Origin of the sequence: Pseudomonas sp. JV245A (assembly GCF_032424515.1) — a bacterium.
In the GTDB taxonomy this organism is placed as follows: Bacteria; Pseudomonadota; Gammaproteobacteria; order Pseudomonadales; family Pseudomonadaceae; genus Aquipseudomonas; species Aquipseudomonas protegens.
On sequence record NZ_VYKE01000019.1, the window covers coordinates 64,971 to 73,149 of the forward strand.

The 8,179-nt window shown below is 61.0% G+C and carries 7 protein-coding genes and 1 pseudogene; 1 reads left to right on the forward strand and 7 read right to left on the reverse strand.

Going from position 1 to position 8,179, the window contains the following annotated elements; all coding sequences use genetic code 11:
• Nucleotides 1-84: 84 nt before the first annotated feature.
• On the forward strand, nucleotides 85-726 hold the full coding sequence (locus tag F6S12_RS08515) for an HD domain-containing protein (protein ID WP_011064094.1): 642 nt from the start codon (nucleotides 85-87) through the stop codon (nucleotides 724-726).
• 148 nt (nucleotides 727-874) lie between these two features.
• Here the strand turns inward: F6S12_RS08515 and F6S12_RS08520 are convergent, their stop codons facing one another.
• From F6S12_RS08520 to F6S12_RS08550, 7 genes and pseudogenes are all read right to left on the reverse strand, one after another.
• The gene (locus tag F6S12_RS08520; protein WP_011064095.1) at nucleotides 875-1,765 is read right to left on the reverse strand and encodes an ABC transporter permease subunit; all 891 of its coding nucleotides are present in this window, start codon (nucleotides 1,763-1,765) and stop codon (nucleotides 875-877) included.
• Nucleotides 1,762-2,643 (reverse strand): ABC transporter permease subunit, encoded by an 882-nt coding sequence (locus F6S12_RS08525; protein WP_169892555.1) that lies wholly within the window; start codon nucleotides 2,641-2,643, stop codon nucleotides 1,762-1,764. Before F6S12_RS08525 ends, F6S12_RS08520 begins: the two co-directional genes overlap by 4 nt.
• 35 nt (nucleotides 2,644-2,678) lie before the next feature.
• Nucleotides 2,679-3,821, reverse strand: coding sequence for an ABC transporter ATP-binding protein (locus F6S12_RS08530; RefSeq protein ID WP_011064097.1), 1,143 nt, complete (start codon nucleotides 3,819-3,821; stop codon nucleotides 2,679-2,681).
• Between the two features lie 71 nt (nucleotides 3,822-3,892).
• A complete protein-coding gene (locus tag F6S12_RS08535) occupies nucleotides 3,893-4,987 on the reverse strand; it encodes a polyamine ABC transporter substrate-binding protein (RefSeq protein ID WP_015637412.1) in 1,095 nt (364 codons plus the stop codon).
• A 189-nt stretch (nucleotides 4,988-5,176) separates the two neighbouring features.
• Complete coding sequence (locus F6S12_RS08540) at nucleotides 5,177-6,274, reverse strand: polyamine ABC transporter substrate-binding protein (RefSeq protein WP_026020018.1); 1,098 nt, start codon at nucleotides 6,272-6,274, stop codon at nucleotides 5,177-5,179.
• Nucleotides 6,275-6,458: 184 nt separating this feature from the next.
• Entirely contained in the window at nucleotides 6,459-7,823 is a 1,365-nt protein-coding gene (locus F6S12_RS08545) for an aspartate aminotransferase family protein (protein WP_011064100.1), read from the reverse strand.
• Between the two features lie 56 nt (nucleotides 7,824-7,879).
• Nucleotides 7,880-8,179, reverse strand: a pseudogene (locus F6S12_RS08550) (glutamine synthetase); the annotation flags it as partial.

The following is an 8,179-nucleotide window of genomic DNA, read 5'->3' on the forward strand; positions in this document are numbered from 1 at the left end:
CCCCGGTGCGATTGTGGGCCGAAAGGGCCGGTAACAGACTGAAGGCTCCAGCGCCAGAACGGCGCCCGCCACGAGGAACGCCCCATGAGCTCCACCATCGCCGGGATCCGGATACCCGACAGCGCCCTGGCCCGGGCCACCACCGAGTACATCCGCGATGTCGAATCCGACCTGCTTTATCACCACTCGCGCCGGGTGTTCCTGTTCGGCGCCCTGAGCGGCGAACGCCGGCAGCTGGCTTACGACCCGCAGTTGCTCTACGTCGGCGCCATGTTCCACGACCTGGGGTTGGTGGAGGGCCTGCGCAGCGCCGACCAGCGCTTCGAAGTCGACGGCGCCAACGCCGCACGCGACTTTCTCCAGCCCTACGGCCTCAGCGCCGACGATATCGAGCAGGTCTGGCTGTCCATCGCCTTGCACACCACCCCAGGCATCCCCCAGCACCTGCGCCCTACCGTGGCCCTGGTCACCGCCGGGGTCGAGATGGATGTGCTGGGCATCGACTACGCCGCGTTCCCCGCGGCCCAGCGTGAAGCCGTGGTCCACGCCCACCCGCGCGGTGAAGGCTTCAAGGAATGCATCATCTGCGCCTTCGCCGACGGCCTGCGCCATCGCCCGCAAACCACCTTCGGCAACGTCAAGACCGACGTCCTGGCCGACCAGCAGCCAGGGTTCAAGGCGTTGAATTTCGTCGAGGTGATTCGCCGTTCACCCTGGCAATCCTGACCCATCACCAGCGCTGCAGGAGCTGGCTGGCCAGCGAAGAGACCCGCAAGCCCAATCCCCTTCTGAAGTACGCTTGCCCCGGCAAGGGCCAATAAAAAACCTCGCTCCCGGAAACCGGGGCGAGGTTTTTTGATGACACAACCGCAACTCAGGCGGTTTCCGGCGCCTGGGCCCGACGCACGTCCGGCTGTTTCCAGGAGTCGGCAGCGCTTTCCTCGATGGCCTGCTGGATCGCCCGCTTGCGGGCTTCTTCGGCGCGCCGGCTGAAGAACCAGACCAGGAAGGTCACCAGAGACACCGCCAGCAGGATCAGGCTGGCCACGGCGTTGATCTCAGGCTTCACCCCCAGGCGCACCGCCGAGAACACTTCCATCGGCAAGGTGGTGGAACCCGGGCCGGAGACGAAGCTGGCCAGTACCAGGTCATCCAGGGACAGGGCGAAGGACATCATGCCGCCCGCCGCCAGCGAAGGCGCGATCATCGGGATGGTGATCAGGAAGAACACCTTCCACGGTCGCGCGCCCAGGTCCATGGCCGCCTCTTCGATGGACAGGTCCAGCTCACGCAGGCGGGCCGACACCACCACTGCCACATAGGCGGCGCAGAACGTGGTGTGGGCGATCCAGATGGTGACGATGCCGCGCTCCTGAGGCCAGCCGACCGCCTGGGCCATGGCCACGAACAGCAGCAGCAAGGAAAGACCGGTGATCACTTCCGGCATCACCAACGGCGCGGTGACCAGGCCACCGAACAGGGTACGGCCCTTGAAGCGGGTGATCCGGGTCAGCACGAACGCCGCCAGGGTGCCCAGTGCCACCGCTGCTACAGCGGTGTAGCAGGCGATTTCCAGGGAGCGCATCACCGAGCCCATCAGTTGCTGGTTATCCAGCAGGCCGATGTACCACTTGATTGACCAGCCGCCCCACACCGTCACCAGCTTGGAGGCGTTGAACGAGTAGATCACCAGGATCAGCATCGGCAGGTAGATGAACAACAGGCCGAGCACCAGCATCAGGCTGGAGAAACTGAAGCGCTTCATTCCTTGCCCTCCATTTCCTTGGCCTGACTGCGGTTGAACAGGATGATCGGCACAATCAGGATCGCCAGCATCACCACCGCCAGGGCGGATGCCACCGGCCAGTCACGGTTGTTGAAGAACTCTTGCCACAGCACCTTGCCGATCATCAGGGTTTCCGGACCGCCCAGCAGTTCCGGAATCACGAACTCACCCACCACCGGGATGAACACCAGCATGCAGCCGGCGATGATGCCGTTCTTGGACAGCGGCACGGTGATTTTCCAGAAGCTGTTGAAGGTACTCGAACCCAGGTCGGCCGCGGCCTCCAGCAGGCTGGTGTCGTGTTTCACCAGGTTCGCGTACAGCGGCAGGATCATGAACGGCAGGTAGGAATAGACCACACCGATATACACCGCGATGTTGGTGTTGAGGATCTGCAGCGGCTCGTTGATCCAGCCCATGGACATCAGGAAGCCATTGAGCAGGCCGTTGTTGCTGAGGATGCCCATCCAGGCATAGACGCGGATCAGGATCGCGGTCCAGGTCGGCATCATGATCAGCAGCACCAGCACCGTCTGCAATTCCTTACGGGCACTGGCGATGGCGTAGGCCATCGGGTAGCCGATCAGCAGGCAGAGGATGGTGCTGAAGAACGCCATCTTCAGCGAGCCGAGGTATGCGGCGATATAGAGTTCGTCGTCGCCGAGCATCGCGTAGTTGCCCAGGTTCAGCAGCAACTGCAGCTTCTGGTCGACGTAGCTGTAGATCTCGGTGTACGGCGGAATGGCCACGTCCGCTTCGGCGAAGCTGATCTTCAGGACGATGAAGAACGGCAGCATGAAGAACAGGAACAGCCAGATGAACGGAACCCCGATGACCAGCTGACGGCCACCGGGAATTATTCGATTGAGTCGGCGCTTGAGCTTTCGCATGTTCATGAGCGCAGTACCACGCCGCTGTCGTCTTCCCACCAGACGTAGACCTGGTCACCCCAGGTCGGCCGCGCACCACGGCGCTCGGCGTTGGCGACGAAGGATTGCACCAGTTTGCCGCTCGGCAGCTCGACGTAGAACACCGAGTGGCCGCCCAGGTAGGCAATGTCGTGGACCTTGCCGCTGGACCAGTTGTACTCGCAGGTCGGCATCTCGGCAGTCACCAGGAGCTTTTCCGGGCGGATCGCGTAGGTCACCGATTTGTCCTGCACCGAAGTGCTGATGCCGTGGCCGACATAGATGCTGCGGTCCAGGTCCTTGCAGGTGATCAGGGCGTGGCCCTCGGCATCGTCCACCACTTCACCCTCGAAGATGTTGACGTTGCCGATGAATTCGCAGACCAGGCGGCTGACCGGGGTCTCGTAGATGTCGATCGGGCTGCCGATCTGGGCGATCCAGCCCAGGTGCATGATGGCGATGCGTTCGGCCATGGTCATGGCCTCTTCCTGGTCGTGGGTCACCATTACGCAGGTCACGCCCACGCGCTCGATGATCTCCACCAGCTCCAACTGCATCTGCGAGCGCAGCTTCTTGTCCAGGGCGCCCATGGGCTCGTCCAGCAAGAGCAGCTTGGGACGCTTGGCCAGGGAACGGGCCAGGGCCACGCGCTGGCGCTGGCCGCCGGAGAGCTGGTGCGGCTTGCGCTTGGCGTACTGGCTCATCTGCACCAGCTTGAGCATCTCCGCCACCCGGGCGTCGATTTCCGCGCTGGGGATCTTGTCCTGCTTGAGACCGAAGGCGATGTTTTGCGCCACGGTCATGTGGGGGAACAGGGCGTAGGACTGGAACATCATGTTGATCGGCCGCTCGTAGGGCGGCATGTCGGTGATGTCTACACCATCGAGGAAGATTCGCCCCTCCGTTGGCCGTTCGAAACCGGCCAGCATCCGCAGCAAGGTGGACTTGCCTGAACCCGAACCGCCGAGCAGGGCGAAGATCTCGCCCTTCTTGATTTCCAGGGACACATCGTCCACGGCAACCGTCTCGTCGAACTTCTTCGTGACCCGGTCGATTTTGACCAGCACCTGCTTAGGTGTCTGGTCGCCCTCGAGGGCTTTCTTATAGGCGCCGGAGGCAACTGCCATTTGCGAAACTCCCAACAAAATTTGCAGCCCGCCCCATGCGGGCGGACCTTGGATAGTTTGAGCCTGTGGAACTATTTACCCGTCTTGACCTTGGTCCAGCTGCGGGTCATCAAGCGTTGGATATTGGGTGGCAACTCGGTGGACACGTAGGTCTTGTCGAGCACTTCCTGCGGTGGGTAGACCGCTTCGTCGGTGCGGATGGACTGCTCCATCAGCTTGTCCGACCCGGGGTTGGGGTTGGCATAACCGACATAGTCACTGACCTGAGCGATCACTTCAGGTTGCAGCAAATAGTTGATGAAGGCGTGGGCCTGCTTGACGTTGGTCGAATCCTTGGGGATCGCCAGCATGTCGAACCACAGGGCACCGCCCTCCTTCGGAATCGCATAGGCGATGTTCACACCCTTGCCGGCATCGGCGGCCCGGGCCTTGGCCTGGAACACATCGCCGGAAAACCCGATGGCCACGCAGATATTGCCGTTGGCCAGGTCCGAGATGTACTTGGACGAATGGAAGTAGGTCACGTAAGGACGCACTGCCAGTAACGTGGCCTCGGCCTTCTTGTAGTCCTGGGGGTTGGTGCTGTTGGCGTTCAGGCCCAGGTAGTTGAGGACTGTGGGCATCATCTCGTCGGCGGAGTCGAGGAAGGCCACGCCGCAGCTGTTGAGCTTCTTGATGTTCTCCGGCTCGAACAGCACGCTCCAGGAATCGATCTTGTCCACGCCCAGGGCGGCCTTGACCTTGTCGACGTTGTAGCCGATGCCGTTGGTACCCCACAGGTACGGCACCGCGTACTGGTTGCCCGGGTCGTTCATTTCCAGACGCTTGAGCAGTACCGGGTCAAGGTTCGAATAGTGGGTCAGCAGGCTCTTGTCGAGCTTCTGGAAAGCCCCGGCCTTGATCTGCTTGCCCAGGAAGTGGTTGGACGGCACGACCACGTCATAACCGGTACGGCCGGCCAGCAACTTGCCTTCCAGGGTTTCATTGGAATCGAATACGTCATACACCGGCTTGATACCGGTGGCCTTTTCAAACTCGGCCAGGGTGTTCTGACCGATGTAATCGGACCAGTTATAAATATGCACGGTCGGTGCAGCCTGGACGCCAGCCATCAGCGTCAGGCCGGCGGCGGCCAGCATGGCTTTGCGAAATAAAGAAATAGGCAAGTGGAGGTCCTCTTAAATAGTTGGGCCCAAGTTGCCCCGCGCTACCTGACAGCCTCCAAGCTGCCCAGCAACAAAACCGGCGCGCAACTTACCCTCGATAAACCAATCCAGCAAAACTTTCTGTCATTTAATTGTTTCCTGTTGCCGCCCTCGCCACGACGACGGCAACAGGGAGTGCTGCAAATCGGCTTATTTGCCGGATTTGATCTTGGTCCAGCTGCGGGTCAGGATGCGCTGGGTCGCGGCCGGCAGGTCGGCGATCGCGTACAGCTTGGCCTGCACCTCAGCTGGCGGGTAGACGCCCGGGTCGCTGGTGATGTCTTTATCGACCAATGGGGTTGCAGCCGCGTTACCGTTAGGGAAACGCACGGCGTTGGTGATTTCGGCCATGACTTCAGGCTTTTGCAGGAAGGTCATGAACTTGTAGGCGCCTTCGACGTTTTCCGCGTCTTTGGGGATGGCCACCATGTCATAGAAGCTGCCAGCACCTTCTTTGGGGATGTTGTAGCTGACCTTGACCTTGTCACCGGCTTCGGCGGCACGGGCCTTGGCCTGGTAGATGTCGCCCGAGTAACCCACGGCGACGCAGATGTTGCCGTTGGCCAGGTCGGAGATGTACTTGGAGGAGTGGAAGTAGGCGATCGAAGGACGGATCTTGAGGAACAGCGCTTCGGCTTCAGCCAGTTGCTTCTTGTCCTGGCTGTCGGTCGGGTAGCCCAGGTAGTGCAGCGCCACCGGAATCATCTCGGTTGGCGAATCGAGGAAGCTGACGCCGCAGGCCTTCAGCTTCTCAGCGTTCTCAGGCTTGAACAGCAGGTCCCAGGAGTTGGTCGGTGCATCGGCACCCAGCGCGGCCTTGACCTTCTCGGCGTTGAAGCCGATACCGATCGAGCCCCACATGTAAGGGAAGGCATGCTTGTTGCCCGGGTCGCTCACCGAAACCGCCTTGAGCAGCGATTCGTTGAGGTTCTTCCAGTTCGGCAACTTGGAGCGGTCCAGTTCCTGGTAGACACCGGCCTTGATCTGCTTGGCCAGGAAGTTGTTGGAAGGCACCACAACGTCATAACCGGACTTGCCGGCGAGCAACTTGGCTTCCAGGGTTTCATTGCTGTCGAACACGTCGTAGACAACCTTGATGCCCGACTCGGCTTCAAACTTCTTGATAGTGTCCGGCGCGATGTAATCGGACCAGTTGTAAACGTGCAGCACTTTATCGTCCGCTTGTGCCGCCGCCGCCATCACGCCCATCAGGGACATGGCGAGGAGGGTCTTGCCAGCTAACTTCATACCTAATGCCTTCATGCGTAATGCTCCAATTATTCTTTTTAACCACTCGCTCAGCGGCCAATATCCGGGCAACCAAAACGGCGGGTAGTCTGGCAAGATCCAAGGCCGGCTTTCAAGAAAAGACCAGGCTTTTACATCTGCTTTGAACGCAGTGCCCGCAAGCACCGCGCTCAAAGCCTAGCACTCAGCCCTCGAGCACACTCAAGGTCAGGTCCAGACACTTGCGCGCCTTGGCCACCAGCTCGTCGATCTCCGCCTCGCTGATCACCAGGGGCGGCGCAATGATCATGGTGTCACCCACCGCGCGCATGATCAGGCCGTTGTCGAAGCAGAACTGCCGGCAGATCATGCCCACGCCTCGGCCTTCGTAACGCGCCCGGGTGGCCTTGTCCTTGACCAGTTCGATGGCCCCCAGCAGCCCTACCCCGCGAACCTCGCCCACCAGCGGGTGGTCGCTCAACTCGCGCAGACGTTTCTGCAAATACGGTGCCGCTTTTTCATGGGCGCGCTGGATAATTTTCTCTTCGCGCATGATGCGGATGTTTTCCAGGGCCACGGCAGCGGCCACCGGGTGCCCGGAATAGGTGAAACCGTGGTTGAAGTCGCCGCCCTCGTTGAGCACCGCCACCACTTCGTCGCGCACGATCAGCCCACCCATGGGGATGTAGCCGGAGGTCAGGCCCTTGGCGATGGTCATCATGTCCGGCTTGAGGTCGTAGAAATCGCTACCGAACCACTCACCGGTGCGCCCGAAGCCACAGATCACTTCATCGGCAACGAACAGGATGTCGTACTTGGCAAGGATTTCCTTGATCCGCGGCCAGTAGCTGTCCGGCGGCACGATCACGCCACCGGCGCCCTGGATCGGTTCGGCGATAAAGGCCCCGACATTGTCCACGCCCAGTTCGAGGATCTTCTCTTCGAGCTGGTTGGCGGCCCAGATACCGAACTCTTCGGGGCTCATGTCGCCGCCTTCGGCGAACCAGTAAGGCTGCGGGATGTGGACGATACCCGGGATCGGCAAGTCGCCCTGCTCGTGCATGTAGGTCATGCCGCCGAGGCTGGCACCGGCCACAGTGGAACCGTGGTAGCCATTGACCCGGCTGATGATGGTTTTCTTGTTCGGCTGGCCCTTGATCGCCCAGTAGTGGCGGACCATGCGCAGCATGGTGTCGTTGCCTTCGGAGCCGGAACCGGTGAAGAACACGTGGTTCATGCCTTCTGGCGCGATATCGGCGATCGCCTTGGACAGCTCCAGCACCGGTGGGTGGGCAGTCTGGAAGAACAGGTTGTAATAGGGCAGTTCGCGCATTTGCTTGCTGGCGGCTTCCGCCAGTTCGTCACGGCCATAGCCGATGGCTACGCACCACAGGCCGGCCATGCCGTCGAGAATCTGATTGCCTTCACTGTCCCAGAGGTACACACCCTTGGCATGGGTGATGATCCGCGGGCCCTTTTCCTTCAGTTGCTTGAAGTCACTGAACGGTGCCAGGTGGTGATCACTGCTGAGGGTTTGCCACTCGCGGGTTTGCGGGTTTTTATGAGTCATCAATCTCTCCTTAGTGTCAGTGAAGGCGCCACTGGCGGGCAGTGGCGCCCGGCGGATCAGACGGCGAACAACAGGAACTCCCGCTCCCACGAACTGATCACGCGCTTGAAGTTTTCGTGCTCGGCCCGCTTCACCGCGACATAGCCGGTGATGAACTTCTGGCCCAGGTACTTCTCGATGGTCTTGCTGTTTTCCATACGCTCCAGCGCGTCTTCGATGGTCAGTGGCAGGCGCAGGTTGCGGCGCTCGTAGCCACGGCCCACCACGGGCGCGCTCGGGTTGTGGCCTTCGACCATGCCGATGTAGCCACACAGCAGGCTGGCGGCGATGGCCAGGTACGGGTTGGCGTCGGCGCC